A 22514-nucleotide genomic window follows, 5' to 3' on the forward strand; every position below is an offset into this window, starting at 1 on the left:
ATTCAGTCTTTTTAATACGACTGTATCAAAATATTTTTCCTCTCCCGTTTTATTTAGTACAGTTGTATTGTCAAAAAGTTAATAACTTTCAGTCGTTGTGGATAACAATTCATAACTGTGGGTTACTCACAGTTTAGCGAATAACTTAAAAGCGCAGTATGCGAATGAAGAAAAACGCCACACTTCCCGGAATCACTATTAAAACTCTTGCCAATATAACTGACCCTAATCCATTTGCCCGTTCCCAGCTATTTGAATGATTTGATACATAAGATGACGCACTCGTTTTTCAGCCCATTAACCTTCAGCCGTCCATTCGGGTAATGCGCTTCCGCATTCGACTCCGTTAAGTTGAGGAAATTGAACGCATGCGGCATTTTCGCGATGACGCTTATAAAAATCCACAGTACTGTTCCAATCACCGGAAGAAGAAACAATCCGGCAAAGCGCCATATTGGCTGAAAAGATAAACGAGCATTACGGAAAATAAAAGCAGCACCTCAGCATCGAACGCCCGTTCAAAATTGGACTTAGGGACATTGATTTTTGGATGCTTGTCCATTACTCCCCTCCCCTTCCGTTTCTTTTTTTCCGAAAAAGGAGAAAAAGTTTCATCAGCTTACGAGTTACGACATACAGAGTGTGAATTACGACCAAAGCTTGCCGAATTACGACATACGCACTGAGTTACGATTAAATCGCATCGAATTGCGACATACACGACTTGAATTACGACAAACGAGCTGCGAATTGCGACAAACTCTCCCCTTCCTTTTTCTTCACATAAAAAAAGCAGGAACCCTAAAAAAGGAATCCCACTTTTTAAAATTATTCTAATCAAGGCTGCTGCCGCGGTCTGATCAAGATTTCGTTGACGTCGACATAATCAGGCTGTTCAACTGCATAGCCGATTGCGCGTGCAATGTCTTCCGCTTCCAGGAATTTCATTTCCGGACCGCTCTTAAAGCCTTCCAAAACGTCTTCATCGGTAATTGAATTGACAAGTTCCGTCGCAACTGCACCCGGCGAGACAATGGTGACACGGATGTTCAGCGCTGGATCGATTTCCTGGCGAAGCCCTTCGGAAATAGCCCGCACCGCAAATTTCGTGCCACTGTAGACCGCGCTCCCCGGTGTAATCGAATGTCCCGCTACGGAGGAAATGTTCAGAATGTGGCCTTCTTTTTGCTGTTCCATATGCGGAAGAACTGCCGCGATTCCATACAATACACCTTTAATGTTCACGTCGATCATTTTGTCCCATTCGTCGACTTTTAATTTGTTCAAGAACGACAACGGCATAAGGCCCGCGTTGTTCACTAATACATCAATGCGCCCAAATTGTTTCAACGTTTCTTCCGCCAATGCGTTCATTTGGTCGGCAGAAGTTACATCTGTTGCCAAATACGCGGCTTTTCCGCCAAGCGCTTCGATTTCTTGTTTCAAGTCCTCCAAGCGTTCAACGCGTCTCGCGGCGAGCATTACTTGATAACCTCTGCCTGCTAATTCTTTAGCGGTCGCTTGCCCGATTCCGCTGCTTGCGCCCGTGATAATTGCTGTTTTGCTTGCTGCCATAATCCAAACATCTCCGTTTCTCTATCCATTGTCGGTTCCTTTTTATTCTAACACGTGTCGCAATGCCGCTTATTAGCTGCTTCTGACTGTCCAAATAAGGCACTTTGCTTGCCGAGCAGCCAAAGTGTTATAAATTAACGCCTTTCATCCCCGCTTCGGGATACCGCGTTCCAGCAGCAGCGCCTTTTGGTGCGATATCATTGATCCGTGCTAAATCATCCGGCTCCAACTGTACACCAAGCGCTCCGATATTTTCATCCAAATACTTGATGCGCTTCGTTCCCGGAATTGGCACAATGTCTTCTCCTTGCGCAAGCAGCCATGCTAGCGCCAACTGTGCGGGTTTGCATTCTTTCTCCGCAGCCATTTCTTCCACTTTTTTAACCAAATCCAAGTTTTTCTGGAAGTTGTCGCCTTGGAAGCGCGGCGAGAATCGGCGGTAGTCGTCTTCTTCCAAGTCTTCAAACGATTTGATTTGGCCGGTCAAAAAGCCGCGGCCGAGCGGGCTGTATGGCACAAAACCGATGCCGAGTTCGCGCACTGCCGGCAAGATTTCATCCTCCACATCCCGGCTCCAAAGCGAATATTCGGTTTGCAGCGCGGTAATCGGATGGACGGCTGCGGCTTTTTGAATCGTTTGGACGCCCGCTTCCGACAAACCCAAATAGCGGACTTTCCCGGCCTGCACCAAATCGCTCATGGCGCCGACGGTTTCTTCGATTGGAACTTTCGGATCTACGCGGTGCTGATAGTACAAGTCGATGTGGTCGACCCCCAACCTCCGAAGGCTCGCGTCGCACGCTTGTTTCACGTAATCCGGATGGCCACTGATGCCGAGGAACGATCCGTCTTCTGCCCGGACGTTGCCAAATTTTGTCGCAAGCACTACCCGGTCGCGGCGGTTTTTGATTGCGCGGCCCACCAATTCTTCGTTTGCACCGACTCCGTACATATCCGCCGTATCCAGAAGCGTAATGCCTTCTTCAATCGCATGATGCAGCGTTTTGATCGATTCGTTGTCGTCGCGGCCGCCGTAAAAATCGGACATGCCCATGCATCCCAAACCGATTGCCGAAACTTCCAAGCCTTGGCTTCCTAATTTTCGTGTCTGCATTTTGTCCACTCGCTTTCTTTTTATAATGTTAAAGCAGCCTTCCTAAAAAAACACATGCTTCCCTATACCCCTTTCAATCGCCTAAAATCCGATAGACAAGAAAAAAAGCCACAACAAAATGTGGCTTCTCCCAAATTTATTGCCGTTTCCGCCCTTGGAAATCGGCTTCGATGTTCTGTTTCCAGTTCCGGTCGATTTTTTTGCCTTTCCGGAACGAACTGACGGTTTCGCTTAGTACGTTGAAATTCAACTCTGTACCTGCTTCATCTGCATGGTAATTCACTGCAAACTCTTCAGCGATGCCAAATTTCCCTGCAGTCGCCACGGCATCAATATTTGCGCCTAAAAAGATAAACTCCCACTGGTACTTTTCTTTTTGGCTGGCAATCATCGTTTTAATTTTTTCGTGAGTGTACTCACAACTGGCGTTTTCCAAGCCGTCCGTCGTGATGACTATCATCACTTTGCCGGCGCGGTCTTGTTCCCGTGTCCGCTTTTGTGCGTTGCCGATTTTTTGGATCGTTGACCCGATGGCATCCAGCAGCGCAGTCGTTCCACCCACTTCGTATTCCCGTTCTGTCATGGGCGTTACGCTGTTCACCGGTATGCGGTCGTGCAGCAATTCGTACTGGTGGTTGAATAAAACCGTCGTCACCGTAGCTTCACCTTGCTCTTTTTGCTGTTTGGCAAGCAGGGCGTTAAATCCGCCGATCGTGTCGCTCTCAAGCCCTGCCATCGAACCGCTTTTATCGAGTATGAATACCAATTCTGTTTTCGTCATTCAGTCGTCCTCCTTAAGTGTGTTCTTTACAACTTAAGGATACGATTTTCTTCAATCGAACAGGTCGCCTCTCAAGCGACATTTCATGCCCCGAGCAGCAGCTGCCCATAGCTAAACAGCACTTCATTGATTTCAAAAATATCGTAGTTCTTTTCTTCAATAAAATACTTGATGATGACATCGAATTTGTGGCTGTTGGACAAGGCATAGCCTGCCGTGTTCAACAATTCGTTCGTTTCATCTAAATCCAGTTCCAACGCGATGGCAAATGCGACAATGGTTTTTTTGAGCGGCGTGTAGTCCGGCGAATTTTTGATTTTCGAAAAAAGCTTACGGTCGATGTTCGCTTTTTTATACGCATCCACGTCCGTCATGCCTTTCTGGTCGATAAACCGAAGCAAACGCCGTGAAAACGATTCATCTATTTGGCCGAGAATGTCGGTCAAGCTCTTTTCCTGCAAACTTTCGAGTGGGCTTTGCATGGCAGACTGCATCCGCAATTCCTGCTCCATGATTTTTCGGTTGCGCGAATAAGACATTTCCTGTTCATCGACATAATGTTCATCGATATAGGCTTCTATTTCTTTAAAGAGTTTCCTGCTCAACCCAAACGCTTTTGCATCGAATACGACGAGATACACTTGCATTTCGTGGTCCATCAAAAACTTCCCAATCTCATTCATCGCTACGTGCAGCGCCTGGTCTTTCGGATAGCCGTAAATGCCGGAGGAAATGAGCGGAAACGCAATCGATTCGCAGCCATGTTCAAGCGCAAGCTGCAGCGAATTCTTGTAGCAAGCACGCAGCAGCTGCTCTTCGCCTTGTCCGCCTCCATGCCAGATCGGCCCAACGGCATGGATGATGAATTTCGCATCCAAATCAAACCCGTCGGTCAATACCGCTTCCCCGGCCGGGCAATGGCCAATTTTATCGCATGCGGCTTGCAGTTTACGTGCACCCGCGGCCTGGAAAATCGCCCCGCATACGCCGCCTCCCATTTGAAGCGCTGAATTCGCCGCGTTGACGATGGCATCTGAATTCATTTTGGTGATGTCATTGCGAACAATTGCTAAAGGCATGAATTTCCTCTCCTTTTCTCGTTACAGTTTGTTATGGTGCTTCACATACTGCTTGTATAATTGTTCATCTGACCAGGCAAGCCGGTCCTTTAATTCCTGCAAAAAAGTCAGGATGATGAATGGCCCTTCGGCAGTCCATTCAAATTCCACGCCTTTTAAGTGCAAAAAATTCCAAAGCGGCTTGATCGATTCGTAATCTTCCTTCTTAACAAGCGCGCGGGAACTCGCTTTGATTTCTTCGGCAAACCGTTCAAGTCCGCGGTGTTTCAGCTCTTGCCGGTCAAACGGATCAATTAAAAACGCGCAGCGGAATAACAGCTCAATGTCTGCCTCAGCCAGCTTGTCCACCCCGACAAACAGCTGAAACACATCCCGTTCAAACTCCCGGACGAGCGGCACTTCTTTCTTTCTGGCTTTTAATGCGTGGGCGATGCCCATATAGTACCAGGATTGCTCGCGTTTGCCACGGTTGAACCGGGACCAGACGCTTTCGCCCAATCTATCCACGTCGTTTTTGATCGACTGGAGATTATGCCATTTGTCCGCAATAATAAGATGGAGTTCTTCCGTGGACCTGAAAGAAAGCCGGGAGACGGTATGCAGTTTCCGCTCTTCCCAAGGCAAGGATTTGTCCGGTTCTGTAGCCGCTTTCACAAGATTTAAGACGTCTAGGCCAAAAAGTGCTTCCAGTTCCGATTCGGTTGCCTCGGTGTCTTCGAGCGTATCATGAAGCAAGCCAGCAGCCACAACTTCATCCCTCTGTTTTTCTTTTTGCAGCATTAAAGCCACCGCAACCGGATGGGTGATATACGGGATGTTTGTTCCTTTGCGCATCTGCCCATGGTGCTTGACTGCCGCAAACTGCAGCGCTTTGTCGATTAGCTTATTCACAAACGGCCACTCCTTTATCCGAGAAGATGTTGTGTCCATTGTAACAGATTCTGAATTACACGCTTTCAAAATTAAAACCAGCCATGATCCGGCTGGATTGGATTCTAGCATTGGTAAAGCGATCTACTGCCGCTTCCGATTTTATTGTTGCTTGCTTCCCGCAAGAAAGACCCGTACACTTTTAGACAAATCTTCGAAAAAGAGGGATGCACTTGGCTTCTCCATCTTCTATACGTATTCAAACTGGCAATAAAAAACGTGCCATTTATTTGGCCGCTGCTCTGCTCGCCGTGATGACGGGCTTAGCCATTCGAGCTTATGCTTCGGCGCTTTCAACTTTCTTAGCCGATCATGCCGGCGATGCACTTTGGGCGATGAAGGTTTATTTCGGCTGCCGATTTTTTCTGGTTTACAAGAAAATTCGCCTTGCAGCATCACTTAGCCTGCTGTTTTGTTTCAGCGTCGAGTTCAGCCAGCTGTACCAAGCGGAGTGGATCAATCAATTCCGCGAAACGACGGTCGGGGCATTGATTTTAGGGCACGGCTTTCTGTTAATCGATTTGCTCCGCTATGCGGCAGGAATAGGGATTGCCGCCGCTTTGGACAAAGCAGTACCTTTTATTTTGAACGTACCAGTTGTTTTCGAGAGGAAAAAACGATAAAAACAGCCACTAAAAAGGCAACAGCGCTGTAAACGATAAAATGAAATTCGTGGTAAAACGCCTGGAACGCTTCGTAGTTGCCATTGAAGTAATTGCCGAGCCACAAAATGGCAAAACACCACGGAAAAATTCCTGAAAACGTCAGCGCCAAGTATGTGCGAATGCCGACGCGGCTCATCCCGGCCATATAGGAAATGTAATTGCCGATGCCAAACGGCCGCGATAGCGCAATGCTCCATATTCCGTAGCGCCGAAAAAGTTTGGCTGCCCGATTAATGCCGTTTTGAAATTTTTTGTGGAGCCGCTGCCCCATCTTGTCTCCTAAATAATAAGGAAGAAGGCTAGCCAAACTGTAAAAGGCTGCCATCCCGGCCGAAACCAAAGCCGTATCCAAAAAGTCCATTTTCAAGAGCCCGCCGTATGCCAATACGACAAGAACCCCGGGAAAAGGCAAAGAAGATCCTTCAATAAAAATGACCGCAAAAAGCCCAATCAATCCAATGGATTCCAAAAAACCGAGAATGGCTTCAAGCATTTCGGCACCTCCTTCCCCCTTACTCTGCTGCTAAAACTTGTTCAATCCATATGCCGATCGCCGAAGCGTCGGAGAAAGCCAATGAATCTTTAAAGCGTTTTACGGCTTCGCGGTATGCGTTCATTTTGTCTTTATTGTTTAAAGTTTCGCAAATAAATTCCGGCAAGTTGGCGTCTTGCGGAATTTTGAACACAAGGCCTTGTTCAGCCAAAAAGCGCAAATTGATTTCTTCTTGCCCCGGAAGCGCGGAATAGATAAAAATGGGAACTTCTTTTTTTAACGCTTCGCTGACCGTCACTCCGCCTGGTTTTGTGACAATGGCGTCCGCCTCGCTGTAAAGGCGGTTCATTTCGTCTTTGGAGGCAATGTAAGGATAAGGTGCAACGGACGAAATGTTCCTGTTTTTAATGTGTTCGTACAATTGGTGATTTGTGCCGCAAAGAATGGCGTAGCGGCAACTTGGTTGGCCGATTCCCGCTTCCATGATTTTTCCGATATTCCCTAACCCTGTGCTGCCGCCCGAAACCATAATCGTAAAGTCATCGTCTTCACCTTTTTTACTTGCATTCTCATCAAATACCGGGCTGACTGGAATGCCCGTGATGATGATGCGGCCAGCTGGAACACGAAACTCGTTTTGCAGTTCGAGCCGCATGGAGTTGTTCGGCACAAAATGATAGTCGATATGGCTCTTGCCCCAGACATCGTTCATGAAAAAATCCGTATAGACGTTCAAGCAAGGCACACTGCATTTACCTTCCCTTTTTAATTTATTGATAAAAAGCGACGGAAACCCGTGCGTGCACACGATCAAGTCAGGATTCTCAGTTTCTACAATACGCTCTACCTTTTTTAAAAACATCGCTTCGTAAAAACCGAACGAGTGGTTTTTTTGGGGTTTATAAGCGAGCTGGCGGTACACCCATGCATAGGAGTTCGGCGCCTTTCGGATCCATTTTAAATACGTATTGACCGCCGCCGCTTCCACATGCCGGTTCCATTCGCTCAACAAATCGATTTTCTTGCATTCGATGTCACCTTTGCCGTTTGACAACACCTCGCACAACGCATCTGCCACTTGGTGGTGGCCCGACGGCATGCTATTGAGCAGCGGAAAAAACACTATTTTTTTCATTTACAGCGCCTCCATTAAAAGTGGCTCTTCTTCGTAGCCATAAGGGATAGAATCCAATAAAGGATAAGCGTTCAATGCGCCAGTATAAATGAATTCAAGTTGCTCCAGTGAATAAAGATCGCTCGGCATGACAAGTCCACTCGGTTTGTCGGAAATGTTCAAACCTGCCTGCATGAGCACTTCCGCAACAAACTGAGAGCAGAAATAGGCATTCGAGCGCTGAAGCTCTTTTTTCATCACGACGCCGAACAAACCCGTCATATTGTACTTGTAATGTTCCTGATTTTTCTCCATGTCCTTTATACATTTGCGCATTTTATAATAGCTCTTCTCAGGGACAGGGAATTTTGCTATTGCGCAATGCGCCCGCTGAAACAATTTCATGTTTTTGTCCTCTTTGACAAATCCGATGCTGCTCCCTGACATGCCGTCTTTTCGGCCAAAACTGTACATTTGATCCAGTCCCGGATCAAACGACAGCGACACATGGCTATAGGCATGCTGCGTATAAAATTTAATCAATTTGGAGAAAGCCGTCTTCGTATCCGTAAAGACTATATATACTTCCATTTCTCCAACTCCTCCCGTCCAAAGCTGTAACTATACTAATAGTGTACATGCAGCAAATTCCCGGCACATCAGGCGCTGGGCTTTTTTGCTGTAAGACTTAAGGCTTAGAAAGTTATAAACTTGGAGACTTGAGTGAGAAACGTTGCCAAGCAAGATCAATGTAACTCTGTTGAAGCTTAAATCTGCAAAAGGTTCATAGCTCGCCTGCTGCAGCAGGGTTCTTATATAGAAGTTTTTTAGCAGCAAAATGAAAAAAGAGAATGAAAAATCTCATTCTCTTTACCTGATCAAACGACGTGAAACGGATTTATAGTTTTTGCTCCATCATGTGTTGAATGGCTTCCGCTATTTCAATACGCGTGAAAGGCAGTTTGTTTCTCAGTTTCTCATTTTCCCAAGGCTCATCGGTATAGAATTCAGCAAATGGCTGGTTTTCAAAGCGAGGCACCACGTGCATATGAAAATGAGTCAGATCGTCAAATTTGCCGCCATTTTGGCAAATCGTTATGCCGTCAGGGTTAAAGAGGTTCTTAATCGCTTTTGATACTAGTTGAGTTGCGTGCATGATGGAATTTATTGTCTCTCCGTCCATTTCATCGATATAATGATAATGCTGCTTCGGCAAAATCAACGTATGTCCTTCGTTAAATGGATCGTGGTCTAAAAAGCAACAGACATTGTCATCTTCATATACCACAAGGACGGGCAGGCTTTTCGATGTTAATGCACAGCCTAAGCATTTCTCGTTTTCTTCCAATGATTTCGCCTCCTTATTTTTAATACAGCATATCGGCAGAAACCGGTACTCTAATGAATTTATTCAAGTTTAAAAGCAAGAATGTTTTCAAAAAACTCCATTTTATCCACTCGCCTTGCTGAGACTTTAATCAGCCTCCAAAAAAATAATATGTTGAATTTCATCAGGCCACAAATTTTCCTTCCCATATGTCGGGTTACGCATTAATTATATCCATTTTTTTCAACAAACGCCATTTTGTTTCCAGAACATTATAGTATAATGATAATAATCGAAATTTTCGATGAATCACTTCCTCCAAGATTTATCGCCTCTATGAAAGGAGCAACGCGCGTGTCAAATCGTCCAATCTGATATCTCCTCTTGTTTATCGCTATTTAAAAAGATAAATACTTGGGGGATTTCACATGAAGTTTAATAAGAATTTCCACTTGCTGTTGGCCGGGCAGTCACTCGCCAATATCGGCGATGTTTTGTATATTGTCAGCGTCATCAGCGTCATTTTCCGTTTAACGGGTTCAGCAACAGCTGCTGCTTTTGTGCCGTTTCTGATCACCACTGCTATGTTTGTTTCAAACGCTTTAACGCCGCTTTTGATGGGACGTTTCAATTTAAAAGGGTTGTTGGCTGGTTCACAAACTGTAAAAACCATCCTGATGATCACCTTGGCAATATTGCTTCCAGCGATGACATCTACAACATATTACGCGGTGTTTTTCATCATTGCCTGTATTGCTTTTTTAGATGGTTGCGCCACCCCTGTGACAAAATCGTTATTGCCCGTTTACGTCAATGATGAACTATTGCTGAAAGCCAACAGCATTACGGAAACCGTCACGCAGTTGATTCAGACGGTTATGTGGTTTATCGGCAGTTTATTGCTTGTCCTTGCTTCAGCGAATGGATTGATTTGGGCGACTGCGGGCTTGTTTTTCTGTTCAAGAGCCTTGCTTGTATTTTTGGTGAAAGCCGAATTTACATCATCAAACACAATAGGGAAATGGGATCAGTTGAAACTGGGCTGGCATACGGTTTCGAAAACGCCCACATTAAAGCGCATTGCATGGATGGACTTTTTCGAGACAATCGCTGGAACCGTTTGGATTGCGGCCATTCTCTATGTGTTTGTCAGCGACGTCTTGCATGCAGGCGAAGCGTGGTGGGGATATATTAACGGGGCATTCAGTTTGGGCTTGATCGGCGGCAGCCTGTTTTGCTTGAAGTTCTCTTCGATTGTAGACAAAAATTTTAGCTTCTTTGTTTTTTTCGGGGCCGTTGCCTCCTGCTTTGCAACGGTTTTATTCGGTTTAACGAGTTTGCCTTGGGCCGCATTAATTTTGTCATTGCTGCTCGGTGTTTTTGCCCAGCTGAAAAACATACCTCAGCAAACACTCGTTCAAACGAGCGTTCCAAAAGACCATTTGCCAATGGTGTTTACGACCCTTGGGGCGATCGGAACCGGCACGTTTGGTGTCGCTTCTCTGCTAATGGGGATATTAGCTGACCTGTTTGGTGTTCGCAGCGCTTTTCTCTTTTCAGGACTTTTGCTGGCAATGGTCGGCTTAATTTCTTTTAAAGGAAAAGCTCAATCACTGCATTCCGTTCACGAATAAAAAATGGCAGCCGGATTTTTCTGGCTGCCTGTTTCCATGAAACTTTCAATAAAGAAAAGGAGAATAGCATGAAACAGACAATCGATTTTAAAAAATGGGATTTGAATTCAATTTTCCCTGGAAGCGGCAATTCCACAGAATTAGCAACTCTAAGTGAATGGATCGAAACCGAACTGTCTTTATTGGAAAATCAGCTTGCTGCAGTTTCTAAGTTCACCACTATAGAAGAAACCCATAAATTATCAAATCTATTGGAAAAAGTCGGCGAGCTCCAAAAAGCAGTTTCCCAAATCTCATCTTTCGCCACCTGTCTGCTTGCTGAAAACCCCTCAAACCAACACGCAAAAGTTCTCCAAGGAACCAGCACAAAGCTTAAAGCCCGCTTTTCTACTGTTCTTCAGAAATTCCAAAAAATTGTTTCTGAGCTTGATAAGGAGTTTTTGCAAAGCAGCGCTTTAAAGGACTATTCGTTTGTTTTGACCCAATGGCAGCTCGAAGCTGCCTTGCAGTTATCCGACGAAGAAGAAGAGCTGATCGCTATGTTGGCGGTAGACGGCTTTCATTCCTGGGGCCAGCTTTACCGCTCGATTTTAGAGGACATCCGCGTAATTGTTCCCATTAACGGAAAACAAAGAAAGTGCTCGTTTGGCCAAGCGCTTGGATACCGTTCTCACCCCAATGAAGAAATCCGTAAAAAGGCGTTTCTTGCCTTAGAAAGTGAATTGGCCAAAAAAGAAGATTTGCTGGCACATATCTTAAATCGCATCGTCGGTTTCCGAATTCAAACCGATCAAAAACATGGAATCCAACACCCCCTTTCCATGCCGTTAAAGGACAATCGAATGAAAGCAGAAACGCTCGAGGCCATGTGGCAAGCAGTTCTTGAGCATAAACAGCCGTTTGTTGACTACTTGAATTACAAAGCGGCGTTATTGGGAAAAGAAAAGTTGCTTTCGCATGATTTTTGGGCACCCATCAATGACAAAAACCCGAGCGTGGGTTACCAAGAAGGAATCGATTTCATGCTGCGCCAATTTGCGGCTTTCGGTCCCAAGCTCGAAGTTTTTGCACGCAGCGCATTTGCCAACAACTGGGTTGAATCGGCCAAGCGGAAAAATAAATCCAGCATCGCTTTCTGCGCAGGCTTTCCGCTGACAGGAGAATCCCGGATTTTCATGACATTCGATGGTTCCATGACCAGCCTCTTGACGCTGACTCATGAATTGGGCCATGCTTTTCACAATTACGCAATGAACTCGGTAAACGGGCTGAACCGCAATTATCCGCTCAGCATGGCCGAGTCCGCATCAACTTTCGCAGAAATGATCGTTTTGAATGCCGCAATAGAAAACGCTGCGACAACCGAAGAAAAGTTGTTTTTATTAGATGAAAAGATCAAACGCAGTGCCATGAATTTTATGAACTTGCATGGCAGATTTTTGTTTGAAGAACGGTTCTACCAAAAACGGAAAGAAGGCGTTCTTTCTGCCGGCGAATTGAATACATTGATGTTCGATGCAATGAACGAAGCGCATCAAGGGGCGATGGATTCTATTTCCTCACGTTCTTGGATGTCGACGCCGCATTTTTATATCACGTCCTCTCCGTTCTACAACTTCCCTTATACTTTCGGGTATTTGTTTTCGGTCAGTTTGTATGTGAAAGCGCTGGATGAAGGAAAAAATTTTGAACCGAAATACTTGGCGCTGCTTCGGGATTCAGGAAGCATGGCCATTGAAGATTTAGCGATGAAGCATCTTGGAGAAGACATAACCGAAAAAACGTTTTGGAAAAAAGGAATGGACCACTGCGCAAAAGACGTCGAAGAGTTTATTCGTCTGTCTTTCATCAAGAAGTCATAAAGCAAAGGACGCACAGCTGAGAAAATGCGTCCTTTGCTTTTGCACGCGGCGTCAAACTCCTTTTTCTTTCCGAACCATGAAACTTTCTGACAATTCATCCGTATAATAATATATAAAAGAAAAAAAGGAGATGGGACAATGAATAAACCACAGTATGCTTGGACCATGGCACTGCCATTTTTCGTTTTGTGGATAACGTTAGATAATATCGTATACTTATGTATTGCAATTGCTTTAGGCGTTTCGATGGGAACTTCTTCAAAAAAGAAGGAAAACAAAAGCTGCTGAACCCTTCTCACATAGAAAATCGCCTGGAACATTGTCCAGGCGTCTGGCATTAAGCACCTATTTTGCTTCTATCCAATTTTTTGCGGATAAAAGCAACAATTTGTTGGATTTCTGCCGCTGTCGGTCGTCCATACGGGTTGGTTTGCCTTTGCTGATAAAGAAGTTCTCCTTTATCATTGACCAAAAAATAAGCCGGTTCCCCGTGCGTGCCGGTATCCTCAAAAGGTGCGCCATCCCCATGAAAGTAAACTTCATAAGCCTTCAATGCCTCTAAATTTTCATCCGCCAGTACAGGAAACGAAAATTGATGTTCTTCGGCCATGGCCGTTAAATCGTCAAGGAAATCGGTAGAAATAGTGATCACGTGAATGTTTTCGCCTTTAAAATAAGCCTTGTTCTCTTCTAAATCTTTGAGCGTTTTAATGCAGGCCGAACACCAAGACCCTCTGAAAAACACGATGAGGTGCCATCCGGCTTGCTTGCTTTTATGATCGTTAAACGTAAACGTTTCTCCTGTAGTGGCTGGAAGTGAAAAATCCGGTGTTTCTTGTCCAAGTGCGAAACCGCTCATGAGAATACCTCCCTAACACTAAATTTTATATTCATTTTCCCGGTTGAAAGTTTTGTAACCCTTTTTCTAGCCAACTTACTTTTAACAAAATCATTTTTCTATAGGAGACAACAGAAAAAAGTAAAAAATCACCAAAAAACGGTAGGCCAAACTGTTTAATGCCATGGACAAAGATAAGCTTTTTACCCTCTATCTTCTCGGTGATAACTTGTTTAAGCTAGAGTGAAAGTGCCACTTTCTATTTTCAGGGAAAGTTAGGATCCGGCAGAGTAAGAAATAGCCGTCATTTCAATCAAGCTGCATGCTCATTCGGAGCAGTGCAGAATTATATTTTTCATTTATCAATTTAATGATAAGCAGTACAGTATTGAAGGAGGATGAGATGTGTTAACCAAATACAAAAAATCGGCCGAAAAAGTCGCCATGGGTTTAATGTCGTTTATGCCAGGCGGACGGGACTTGAAAACGTTGCAATCCATGATGCAGCACTATGAAGAAAATCCGAATTGGAATTTGTATTTATGGAAACTTGATGATGACATCGTGGGCTTGATCGGAATTGAAGTAAACAATGAGTCGTTTACAATTCACCACGTTTCAGTCAACCCGTCATTCCGAAATGAAGGAATTGGCCAGACCATGGTTGAAAAGGTTCAACAATTACACGACACTCTTGAAATGCATGCTAACAAAGAAACTAATACTTTCTTAGCAAAATGCAAAGAAACCTATCACGCAGTTTGAAAAGGAATTCATTGCTTTAATAAAAAACCAAGCAAAAAGCGGAATTCGCTTTCTTGCTTGGTTTTTATCATGTCATTTTTATTCGATTCTCTACAAGGAAATCATAAATTTAAAATAATAAATCAAGATGGTTTAGAAAAATTCATTTATTGGTATAATATTTAAGGATTTTTTTATAGGTCTAAACGATTGGCTTTTTTCATTTACTGGCCTTTTTTACTCCAAGTTTTCAAACCGGTAAGATGGAACATAGTTGGTTGGAGGAATTTTTTATTTAACAAGACATTTTTTTATCACTAGTCATCAGCCAGTGGAATTTTTCAAAAAAAAGCGCTTGCATCTTAAGAAGTTGACACAACAGGGGGAAGTAGAATGATCGAACAGCAAGGATTAAAAAGAGAATTAAAAGGCCGCCATTTATCGATGATTGCGCTTGGCGGGGTTATTGGAACAGGATTATTTTTAGGATCAGGTTTTACCATTGGAGAAGCAGGACCCGGCGGAGCATTGCTCGCTTATATTTTCGGAGGATTTGTCATGTACTTGACCATGCTTTGCTTGGGCGAGTTGTCGGTTTCATTGCCTGATGCCGGATCTTACCAAACTTATGCCACAAAATACATTTCCCCTTCGACCGGTTACATGGTGGGCTGGATTTCATGGCTTAACTGGGCCGTAACGATCGGGTTGGAGTTAATAACCGTCAGTATTTTAATGAAGCGCTGGTTCCCGGATATCTCGACTTGGGTATGGTGTGTGCTGTTTGCGGTATTGCTTTTTGCTGTCAACGCCTTTTCTTCAAAAAGTTTCGCCGAAGTGGAATTCTGGTTTGCTGGCATAAAGGTGCTAACGATCATTGCATTTATTCTTTTAGGCGGTGCTGCGATGTTCGGTTTCTTGGAAATGGACGGCGGCGCAGCTGCTCCTATGCTCTCGAATTTTACGGACCACGGCGGATTGTTTCCAAATGGCCTGATTGCCATACTTATCACCATGATTGGCGTCAATTTCTCTTTCCAAGGAACGGAATTGGTCGGGATTGCAGCCGGTGAAAGTGAAGACCCAGAAAAGAACATTCCAAAAGCCATCAATAGCACCATTTGGCGCATCTTGATCTTCTTTGTACTGGCCATGTTTGTCCTTGCGGGATTGTTCCCTTGGCAAGAAGCTGGATTGGTCGAGAGCCCGTTCGTCGTCGTGTTTGACAAAATTGGCATTCCGTACGCAGCTGATATTATGAATTTTGTCATCATTACCGCGGTTTTGTCTGTCGCAAATTCTGGGCTTTACGCGACTTCTCGCATGCTTTGGTCCATGTCCAGCAAAGGAATGATCAGCAGCCGGTTCGGCAAGCTGACGAAAAAAGGGGTTCCACTCAATGCCTTAATTGCCAGCATGCTTGTCGGCTGCCTCTCCCTCTTGTGCGGCGTGTTCGCAGAAGATACGGTTTACTTGTGGCTGTTGTCAATCGCAGGGTTTGGCTGTGTCGTGGTATGGGCTTCCATCGCTCTTTCCGCTTATCTTGGGCGCAGAGCTTATCTTGGCCAAGGCGGAGATGTGAAAGACTTGAAATTCAAAATGCCACTTTATCCGATTGTTCCTCTATTGGCTTTTGGGTTGAATCTATTGATTCTTGTCAGCCTGGCGTTTATTGAGGAGCAACGAATCGCTTTGTATTGCGGCATTCCGTTTATGATCGCTTGCTACTTGTACTACAACCTGGTAGCAAAAAACAAAATGGAACAAAAGAGCTTGATTGCCCAAAAGAATCTAGCGAAGTTGTAAAGGTGCTCGTTGATGCCTGCAACGAAATAAAACCATCAAAAAAGCAGCCTGTGTCCGGAATTCCCACCGAACTGAGGCTGCTTTTTTTGATGGTTTGATGGCAGTTCTGCATCTTCTATAACGGCTAATTTTTAGTAGCTTTAATGATTATAAATTGCGGCCCTGCCATCAGCCGCTCAAATCCTTCGCGGTATCGTTCTTTAAAGCTCGCTGTTGGTTGAGGTTCAATGACTTTTTCCAAGGTGAACTGTTTCAACACCGTATTCAGTATGCCGCTCAGCGGCCGCCGGTAAAACGGCACGTCGAATTCTTTGCCTTCTTTATTCCACCGGTCAATGATTGGTTCAATGGAAAAATAAGCTGGCGTTTGAAGCAATCGAATGTCCGTAAACGGATGATGGACTGAAAACAGCAAGATGCCGCCTGGCTTTAACACCCGGCGGAATTCAGCGAAAGCCCCGTTCCAATCAGGAAGGTAATGCAGCGTCAAAGAGCTGAGGATCAGATCGAACGATTCCGCTTGAAAAGGCAACTCGTTTTCCAAATCGAGGCATAAAACGTCGGCTCGCTCCCCCACCCGCCTTTTTGCGGCTTCCACCATTTCAGGACTAAGATCGACTGCGGTTACTGTTGCACAGCGATCGGCTAATTGCTCTGTATACCAGCCTGCTGCACAACCGGCGTCGAATACGTTCATGCCGCTTAGATCACGAGGAAGTTCAGCCATCATGGCCGGGCGTTCGTATTCGGAATTGTACAGGCTTGTAGCATCAACAGAATTTTCATAAATTGCAGCCAGTTGGTTGAAGATTTCTTTTACATGTTCTTTCATCCTGCACCTCGTTTCCTTTTTGCAATTTTTTCAATCTAACTGAAAACTTCCTTTTTTGCAGGCAGCGTGTAAAAGGCGATCAAACCGATGAAAGAAGTAATAAACAAAATTGCTCCCATTGGTACTGCCGTTGTTTCATCAATACCGACAAAAGGCGATACAATGGCCCCGATCAAAAGCGGAAGCATGCCGATGACCGCACTCGCACTGCCCGCACGGTGACCTTGTTCGCGCAGTGCCAGCGTAAACGAACTGGTCAAAATCATGCCGATTGTGATCATATAAATAAAAATAGGAACGACGATGGACGCGAGCGGCCCTTGAAGAATGGTGGCAATCAGCAATACAAAGCTGGCAGCACTGGCAGCCATGACAGCGATTTGCAGCAGCCGTTTTTCCGGGATTATTCCGCTAAACTTGCCGATCAAGTAACTTCCCAATATGATAGCAAGCCCGTTCATGCCGAACAGCACGCTAAAGGCTTGAGGCGAAACACCGTATATTCCTTGGTAAACAAACGGCGTTCCGGAAACATAAGCGAAACTGCCGCCGTGGACAAAGCCTGCAATCAGCGTATAGCCAATATACGCCCGGTCCCTCAGCAGACTGCCCATTGTCCGAACCGACTGCCCGATTGAACTCGGACTGCGCTTTTCAAGCGGCAAGGTTTCGGGCAATTTAGCCCCGACCGTCACCACAATCAGAATTCCAAGAAAGCCTAAAAAATAAAAAATCGTCTGCCAGTTGGCAAAAGGCAAAGCGAGAATCGCCCCACCTGCGAGCGGCGCAGCTAATGGTGCCGTCGAATTGATGACCATCAGCAATGAATAGAACTTTGTCAGTTCCCGTCCACTGAACACATCGCGGACAACTGCACGCGACAAAACAACGCCGGCAGATGCGGTGAAGCCTTGCAAAAATCGCGCCACAATCAGCATGGTGATCGACGTTGAAAGTGCGCATAGAATAGAAGAAAGTGCAAACAACGAAACGGCAATCAATATTGGCTTTCTTCTGCCTTGCGCATCACTGATCGGACCCATAATTAGCTGACCGACAGCGAGACCGATGAGGCATGTCGTTAAACTTAATTGCACGAGCGAGGCTCGAGCTCCGAAATCCGCAGCAATCCCCGGAAAACTTGGCAAATACATATCGATGTTGAGCGGGGCTAAAATCCCCAGCAAACTGAGAAGAAGCGCCAGCCCCAGCCGCGCTTTTCCTGTTGGATTTTGAATCATTTTTATCCTGCACCTTTCTTATTCAAACTCTTTTGATTTACCTTAAACCATTTTTTTAAAGCAGATGGATCCTTGATTTAAATCTAGCGAGTTCTTCAATTTTCTATGTACATTAATAAGCCTATCACCCTTAGGGTCACATAAACAAAAGAATTCAAATTTGAAAGTACTTTTCAAGAAAACAGCGTTTCTTTCCAATGTAAAAAACCCGCTCCCGTTAAGGAAATGGGTCAACGTGTTTCTGCTTCATTTTGCTGAATGGCTGATTTTCCGGCTTTTGCTGACTCTCCCTGGCTTGGACCGTAAAAATTCAAAATTACCACACCGATAATAATCAACACGATGCCTGCTACACTAGCAAAATTGATTTTTTCTTTCCAGATGAGAACGGAAATTATGGTAGTGGCGACCATGCCAAGCCCTGACCAAATTGCATAAGCAACATTCAAAGGAATGTATTTGAGGGCTAAAGACAAAAAGAAGAAAGAAAAGACAAACGATGCGATCATTCCTGCAGTTGGAACAAGCTTTGAAAATCCTTCTGATGCTTTCAATAGCGATGAACCGATGAGTTCTCCGATTATCGCGAGCGCTAAAAAAAGATAGGGCATAAATCTGACCTCCACTTGACTATTCTAGAAGCTTTGCACGACCCTAAACCATCTTCGCATGCAGCGGCAGCTTATTTCTTAGTTCCCCTTAAAGCAAATGGAATAATCCTTTTACCGGCGAAATCCGCCTTCAGAATGAATAATCTGGCCTGTGATCCATTCTGCGTCGCTGCTCACTAAAAATTTTATCGTCTTAGCAGCATCTCTTGGTTCCCCAATTCTGCCAAATGGAAAGCGGGGTTCTAAGCTGTCTTTTATTGCTTCTGACATCCATCCTGTATCCGTAGGCCCTGGATTTAAGGCATTGACCGTTATGCCGATAGGTGCGAGTTCTGCAGCCAAAGTAATCGTCAACGCATCGATTGCTCCTTTTGTCGTTGCATAGGCCAGTTCACCGGGCATCGGCCCTTGAAATTGCCCGGAAGTGAGGTTGACGATCCGCCCGCCGGCCTTTTTCTTGAAGTTTCGTGCAAATTGGCTGCTGAGCAGCGTCGTTGCCCGAATGTTGACAAAGTAATGCCGATCCAACTCTTCCGCAGTAAGCGAAGTAAAATCGTTGCTGGTAGAATAGGCAGCGTTATTGATCAAGATGTCCGGATCTCCCAGTTGCTCCGTTACGCAGACTAATAAATGCTTGACTGCCTCATTCTGGCTCAGATCTGTTTCTAGACGGAAAACGTTTACGCCCATTTCTTTTAATTCCTTTTCAAGCATCTCTGGTTCATTTGAATCTATGCTCCATGGCATTTGCTTATCGTACTTTGTCCAATACGTAAAAAAGATTTGGCAGCCGCTTGCCGCCAGCTCGCGGCAAATCGCGGCTCCAATTCCATTTAACCGGCTAGCGCCAGTGACAATGGCTATTTTTCCATTCAAGCTCATCATTGGCCTCCTCAATAAATAAAACATTAAATATGGTTTGAAAACGCAAAATGCTCCCTACAATACATATTCCCGCTATTTCATGCCCGATTCACTTAAAAAACCATCTATAGAAAGATGGTTTTAACGGAGAATGAAAGCTATTTATTTCCTTTTTGCCTGCGCCGATCAATAAGCACCCAAAGATAAAATACAGCAATTCCGGACAATACTAAAAATGTGGGAATCATTTGATATGCAGGCGGCAAAACAAAATGCATAATAATCGCCACAATAATGACCGGCACGATCAAACCGAAATACACACGTACTTTTTTATTTTTAAAACTCATGTCAAAGCGTTCCATGGTCTCCCCAATCCAAATTCTTCTTAATAGATTTATCTTTAGCATAAGAATGGACTTTATCCTCTTTTATTCGGTAAACTGAATTTCCTTCGTTTCTTTTATCGCAGCAAATGTTCTTAACACGCCGTTATGATGGTCGATGATTTGTTTTGCGCTTAGCGGTTCTGAATCCCACGTTCCATGCGCATCTTTAGCCAAAGTCACGTTATAGCCAAGGCTGAACGCCCGGCGGCATGTCATATCGACGCAATACTCCGTTTGATTGCCGACAAGCACCAACTGATTTATGCCCGCTGCTTTTAATTGATCATGCAACGCGGTTTCATGAAAAGCGTCTGGTGTCCATTTTTGAATAATCGGCTCCCCTTCTTTCGGCTGAATCACCGAAGGGATTTCCCAATCGTGCGTGCCCTTTACAAGCCCGCCGTCATTGTGCTGAACAAAATAAACGGCAACATCGGCCGAACGGGCTTTTTCAATTAACGACTGAAGGTTCTCTAGCAGTTTGTCATGTTGAAAGACCGGATTCGATTCAGCGAACATTTCATTTTGTGCGTCGATAACGAGCAAAGCGGTTTTTGGCATACCTATCAACTCCTATTCCTGACATGTCCATTAAGACTATACATTCGCCATTTTTCTTAAAATCCCTGTTAGAAACGTTCAATATGCAGCAGAATCAAGAAAAAAACCTAATTGAGTGCAGAAGCATTTAACCAAACGTGCAAAAAAACAACCTCAACGAAATTGCTTTCCAGTCCCTAACTTCTTTACTTTTGAAACCGTCAAACCATCGCCGATCGGAATCAAGATGGATTCCAACAGCGGATGGTTCGCAACCGCCTCATTGAATTTCTTCATGACTTCGGTATTCCGCTTCGCTTCCATGTTGGGATCTGCAACGCTTCCGCCCGCTAAAACATTATCCGCCACAATCAGGGCGCCATTTTCTGCGAGTTCGATGCAGGCAGTCAAGTAATTTTCGTAGTTGTCTTTGTCGGCGTCAATGAAGAAAAAATCGAACGTTTCGCCTTTCTGTTTTAACTTCTCCAGGCTTTCCAACGCTGGTCCCGTCATATACGCATTTTGGCTGCCAAACCCTGCTTTTTCCAAATTGTGTTGGGCAAGTTTGGCGTAGCTTTCCTGCAATTCAAGCGATGTCAGCATGCATTCCAGTCCGCCAAATCCGCTGGCTAGGCAAATTCCGCTGTACCCCCCGAGAGCTCCGATTTCCAGCACCCTTTTCGCTCCTGACACCGATACGAGCATCGTCAATAATTTTCCTGAAGGCGGCGAGACCGAAATCGGACGCATGCCATTATCTTCAATCGAAACGAGTACTTCTTCTAAAATCGTGTCTTGCTTGGTAAACACTGAATCAATGTAATCGTTAATTTGTCTCATTTAACCTGCTCCCTCACTGTTAGTTCCATTCTTCGTCTGACATCTTTTTTCAGCTTCTGTTTGACCTTTTTTTCACGTATCCCAGATGGGCAAATTCCACAACCGCCATTCATCTGTAAACAATCATATACTTACTTTTAAATCGTATTTGGTTATTTATATTAAATCAATAAAAAAGCGTTCGACTCGGCAAAATGCAAGTCGAACGCTTTTTTATGAAAGGTAGATGGATAATGGCTTTAAGCTTCTACTTTATCGGCTTGCTGTGCATGGTAAATATTTAATAACTGAGTTTTTTTGAGTTTAAATTCTTTGTAGCCTTCCACAAACTCTTTGTATGATTGAGTTGCTTTTTTGGTCGTATTCCCCATTGTCATCAGTTCTTTTTCGATAGTAGTCATCCTGAACAACCTCCATTTAAGTGAGTAGTTTTAATAAGTCAGTAACGCCAAACTGTGTTTCATGAATTCCAACGAGAAATATGCTACAAAAAGAAAACTGTGGACAATTATTTATGTGATTGTGCCTTGTTCCTAATTTCAAAAATACAAAAGTAGATCAGTCGATGGCCAATAGTGCTGCTTCAAGGCGTTCTACGAAATTCTCAGGAATTTCCTGGGACTCCAGTTGCACTTTGTAAAGATCACCTTTGACCGCAAAGCGCTGTGAATACGTAATAGGCAAAGGAATCGGATAATGCAATAAGGCAGCCGAGAAAACCGGGAATTCTTCAGGAAGCATGATGATTTCTGCTTTATTTGATGCAGTTCCGTCTTGCTGAATGGATGAAAAAGAAATATCCAAATCCAAGGTGACCGAAATAAGATGCTTTCCGCTTTTCAAGCGAAACGATCTTTTCTTTTTAATAAAAGCGGATCCACCCGATACTTCAATTTCAACATCGAGCAATCGGCTTATTTTTTCTGCTGTTTGTTCCAAAAAAACAACCTCCATCATTTTATCTATTTCTTTATTTGTTAACTCAGTATTAAAGAACGCTTTTTCTAACAATCTCCTCCAATAAGAGACTTTCTTTTTGACTGATACTTATTTATCATAAAAAAGGAAACCGGTTAGCAATTTGATTAATTGGTGATATGAAAATACTACAAAGAATTATACAGAATGTAAATAGTTAATAAAAAAATAAATTTTGGTCATTATTCTGTTATATTTTCTTCTTTTATTTTCTCTTTTCTTTTTTCATTCAGTTGATTCACCTAAAGGATTTATGT

Annotated in this window: 27 protein-coding genes; 6 read left to right on the forward strand and 21 right to left on the reverse strand. The window is 44.3% G+C overall.

Annotated features, from left to right (window positions below):
• Positions 1-248: 248 nt before the first annotated feature.
• From ACRRQV_RS03320 to ACRRQV_RS03350, 7 genes are all read right to left on the reverse strand, one after another.
• On the reverse strand, positions 249-422 hold the full coding sequence (locus ACRRQV_RS03320; protein ID WP_432527599.1) for a hypothetical protein: 174 nt from the start codon (positions 420-422) through the stop codon (positions 249-251).
• The gene (locus ACRRQV_RS03325; RefSeq protein WP_432527601.1) at positions 419-562 is read right to left on the reverse strand and encodes a hypothetical protein; all 144 of its coding nucleotides are present in this window, start codon (positions 560-562) and stop codon (positions 419-421) included. The genes ACRRQV_RS03320 and ACRRQV_RS03325 overlap by 4 nt, the downstream gene beginning before the upstream one ends.
• Positions 563-837: 275 nt before the next feature.
• On the reverse strand, positions 838-1575 hold the full coding sequence (locus ACRRQV_RS03330; protein WP_432527603.1) for an SDR family oxidoreductase: 738 nt from the start codon (positions 1573-1575) through the stop codon (positions 838-840).
• Positions 1576-1702: 127 nt separating this feature from the next.
• Complete coding sequence (locus ACRRQV_RS03335; RefSeq protein WP_432527745.1) at positions 1703-2689, reverse strand: aldo/keto reductase; 987 nt, start codon at positions 2687-2689, stop codon at positions 1703-1705.
• A 136-nt stretch (positions 2690-2825) separates the two neighbouring features.
• A complete protein-coding gene (locus ACRRQV_RS03340; protein ID WP_432527605.1) occupies positions 2826-3470 on the reverse strand; it encodes a vWA domain-containing protein in 645 nt (214 codons plus the stop codon).
• An 83-nt stretch (positions 3471-3553) separates the two neighbouring features.
• Complete coding sequence (locus ACRRQV_RS03345; RefSeq protein WP_432527607.1) at positions 3554-4549, reverse strand: macro domain-containing protein; 996 nt, start codon at positions 4547-4549, stop codon at positions 3554-3556.
• Between the two features lie 21 nt (positions 4550-4570).
• Positions 4571-5440: an HD domain-containing protein gene (locus ACRRQV_RS03350; RefSeq protein WP_432527609.1), complete on the reverse strand. Its 870-nt coding sequence runs from the start codon at positions 5438-5440 to the stop codon at positions 4571-4573.
• Between the two features lie 212 nt (positions 5441-5652).
• Here ACRRQV_RS03350 and ACRRQV_RS03355 point away from each other — a divergent pair, with 212 nt between their 5' ends.
• The gene (locus ACRRQV_RS03355; RefSeq protein WP_432527611.1) at positions 5653-6102 is read left to right on the forward strand and encodes a DUF2809 domain-containing protein; all 450 of its coding nucleotides are present in this window, start codon (positions 5653-5655) and stop codon (positions 6100-6102) included.
• Here the strand turns inward: ACRRQV_RS03355 and ACRRQV_RS03360 are convergent.
• The 4 genes from ACRRQV_RS03360 to ACRRQV_RS03375 all read right to left on the reverse strand — a co-directional run bounded on the left by ACRRQV_RS03360 (position 6059) and on the right by ACRRQV_RS03375 (position 9123).
• Positions 6059-6637, reverse strand: coding sequence for a DedA family protein (locus tag ACRRQV_RS03360; RefSeq protein ID WP_432527613.1), 579 nt, complete (start codon positions 6635-6637; stop codon positions 6059-6061). The two genes, ACRRQV_RS03355 and ACRRQV_RS03360, sit on opposite strands and share 44 nt — an antisense overlap.
• Positions 6638-6656: 19 nt before the next feature.
• A complete protein-coding gene (locus ACRRQV_RS03365) occupies positions 6657-7772 on the reverse strand; it encodes an MGDG synthase family glycosyltransferase (protein WP_432527615.1) in 1116 nt (371 codons plus the stop codon).
• On the reverse strand, positions 7773-8342 hold the full coding sequence (locus ACRRQV_RS03370) for a hypothetical protein (protein WP_432527617.1): 570 nt from the start codon (positions 8340-8342) through the stop codon (positions 7773-7775).
• 307 nt (positions 8343-8649) lie between these two features.
• Positions 8650-9123 carry an HIT family protein gene (locus ACRRQV_RS03375; protein ID WP_432527747.1) on the reverse strand — a complete coding sequence of 158 codons (474 nt, stop codon included), beginning with the start codon at positions 9121-9123 and terminating at the stop codon, positions 8650-8652.
• A gap of 383 nt (positions 9124-9506) precedes the next feature.
• On the opposite strand from ACRRQV_RS03375, the gene ACRRQV_RS03380 reads away from it, so the two are divergent.
• The 3 genes from ACRRQV_RS03380 to ACRRQV_RS03390 all read left to right on the forward strand — a co-directional run bounded on the left by ACRRQV_RS03380 (position 9507) and on the right by ACRRQV_RS03390 (position 12862).
• On the forward strand, positions 9507-10712 hold the full coding sequence (locus ACRRQV_RS03380; RefSeq protein ID WP_432527619.1) for an MFS transporter: 1206 nt from the start codon (positions 9507-9509) through the stop codon (positions 10710-10712).
• A 68-nt stretch (positions 10713-10780) separates the two neighbouring features.
• The gene (locus tag ACRRQV_RS03385) at positions 10781-12574 is read left to right on the forward strand and encodes a M3 family oligoendopeptidase (protein ID WP_432527621.1); all 1794 of its coding nucleotides are present in this window, start codon (positions 10781-10783) and stop codon (positions 12572-12574) included.
• Between the two features lie 138 nt (positions 12575-12712).
• The gene (locus tag ACRRQV_RS03390; protein ID WP_432527623.1) at positions 12713-12862 is read left to right on the forward strand and encodes a hypothetical protein; all 150 of its coding nucleotides are present in this window, start codon (positions 12713-12715) and stop codon (positions 12860-12862) included.
• A 49-nt stretch (positions 12863-12911) separates the two neighbouring features.
• Here the strand turns inward: ACRRQV_RS03390 and ACRRQV_RS03395 are convergent, their stop codons facing one another.
• Positions 12912-13433 (reverse strand): peroxiredoxin family protein, encoded by a 522-nt coding sequence (locus tag ACRRQV_RS03395; RefSeq protein WP_432527625.1) that lies wholly within the window; start codon positions 13431-13433, stop codon positions 12912-12914.
• Between the two features lie 384 nt (positions 13434-13817).
• On the opposite strand from ACRRQV_RS03395, the gene ACRRQV_RS03400 reads away from it, so the two are divergent.
• Both ACRRQV_RS03400 and ACRRQV_RS03405 read left to right on the forward strand, forming a co-directional pair.
• Complete coding sequence (locus ACRRQV_RS03400) at positions 13818-14177, forward strand: GNAT family N-acetyltransferase (RefSeq protein ID WP_432527627.1); 360 nt, start codon at positions 13818-13820, stop codon at positions 14175-14177.
• Positions 14178-14549: 372 nt separating this feature from the next.
• Positions 14550-15962: an amino acid permease gene (locus tag ACRRQV_RS03405; protein ID WP_432527629.1), complete on the forward strand. Its 1413-nt coding sequence runs from the start codon at positions 14550-14552 to the stop codon at positions 15960-15962.
• 124 nt (positions 15963-16086) lie between these two features.
• Here ACRRQV_RS03405 and ACRRQV_RS03410 read toward each other — a convergent pair whose 3' ends face one another.
• The 9 genes from ACRRQV_RS03410 to ACRRQV_RS03450 form a co-directional block, all read right to left on the reverse strand.
• Positions 16087-16794 (reverse strand): methyltransferase domain-containing protein, encoded by a 708-nt coding sequence (locus ACRRQV_RS03410; protein WP_432527631.1) that lies wholly within the window; start codon positions 16792-16794, stop codon positions 16087-16089.
• A gap of 35 nt (positions 16795-16829) precedes the next feature.
• Positions 16830-18035 (reverse strand): Bcr/CflA family efflux MFS transporter, encoded by a 1206-nt coding sequence (locus ACRRQV_RS03415; protein WP_432527633.1) that lies wholly within the window; start codon positions 18033-18035, stop codon positions 16830-16832.
• Between the two features lie 230 nt (positions 18036-18265).
• Positions 18266-18646, reverse strand: coding sequence for a DMT family transporter (locus tag ACRRQV_RS03420; protein ID WP_432527635.1), 381 nt, complete (start codon positions 18644-18646; stop codon positions 18266-18268).
• Between the two features lie 111 nt (positions 18647-18757).
• The gene (locus ACRRQV_RS03425) at positions 18758-19531 is read right to left on the reverse strand and encodes an SDR family oxidoreductase (RefSeq protein ID WP_432527637.1); all 774 of its coding nucleotides are present in this window, start codon (positions 19529-19531) and stop codon (positions 18758-18760) included.
• A gap of 137 nt (positions 19532-19668) precedes the next feature.
• Positions 19669-19875, reverse strand: a complete 207-nt coding sequence (locus tag ACRRQV_RS03430) for a hypothetical protein (protein WP_432527639.1) — start codon at positions 19873-19875, stop codon at positions 19669-19671.
• A 66-nt stretch (positions 19876-19941) separates the two neighbouring features.
• Positions 19942-20460, reverse strand: coding sequence for a cysteine hydrolase family protein (locus ACRRQV_RS03435; protein WP_432527641.1), 519 nt, complete (start codon positions 20458-20460; stop codon positions 19942-19944).
• A gap of 153 nt (positions 20461-20613) precedes the next feature.
• Entirely contained in the window at positions 20614-21279 is a 666-nt protein-coding gene (locus tag ACRRQV_RS03440; protein WP_432527643.1) for an O-methyltransferase, read from the reverse strand.
• A gap of 239 nt (positions 21280-21518) precedes the next feature.
• Entirely contained in the window at positions 21519-21680 is a 162-nt protein-coding gene (locus tag ACRRQV_RS03445) for a hypothetical protein (RefSeq protein ID WP_432527645.1), read from the reverse strand.
• Between the two features lie 157 nt (positions 21681-21837).
• On the reverse strand, positions 21838-22218 hold the full coding sequence (locus tag ACRRQV_RS03450; protein ID WP_432527647.1) for a DUF1259 domain-containing protein: 381 nt from the start codon (positions 22216-22218) through the stop codon (positions 21838-21840).
• Positions 22219-22514 lie beyond the last annotated feature (296 nt).

This window comes from Planococcus sp. YIM B11945 (assembly GCF_050864155.1).
In the GTDB taxonomy this organism is placed as follows: Bacteria; Bacillota; Bacilli; order Bacillales_A; family Planococcaceae; genus Planococcus.